Here is a 591-nt window from a genome sequence, read left to right on the forward strand (position 1 = left end):
GAATGATGGAGGAAATAAAAAATGAGGTATAAATCAAACAAAAATATTCAGGCCGTCTGAAGCATTGTTTTGACAAAGATAAAATCCAGCCGTCAACCAACGAAAAATCCTTTATCATCTGCCCTTTCATTTCACACACACGCGAACGTCCAATCTATTATTGCTATGCTCAAATTTACCTTACACAAAAAAGACGGTCATGCCCGACGCGGCACTTTGGAACTGAACCACGGCAAAATCGAAACGCCGGTATTTATGCCGGTTGGCACTTACGGTTCGGTCAAAGCGATGAACCCGCAAAACCTGCATGACATCAAAGCGCAAATCATCTTAGGCAACACTTACCATCTGTGGCTGCGCCCAGGTTTGGAAGTCATCGAACAATTCGGCGGTCTGCACGAATTTATCGGTTGGGATAAGCCGATTTTAACCGACTCGGGCGGTTTCCAAGTATTTTCGTTACCCGACATGCGCAAGCTGACCGAAGAAGGCTGTACATTCCAAAGCCCGATCAACGGCGACAAACTGTTCCTCTCGCCCGAAGTGTCGATGAAAATCCAAACTGTATTGAATTCCGACATCGTGATGCAG

The 591-nt window shown here is 45.7% G+C and carries 1 protein-coding gene; it reads left to right on the plus strand.

All coding sequences use genetic code 11. From position 1 onward, the window contains the following. Window positions 1–165: 165 nt before the first annotated feature. Window positions 166–591 (plus strand): tRNA-guanine transglycosylase (locus tag ACTHUR_RS16130; protein WP_440399687.1); only part of this gene is annotated, 426 nt, incomplete at its 3' end.

The sequence above is a fragment of the Neisseria sp. P0021.S007 genome (assembly GCF_051956855.1).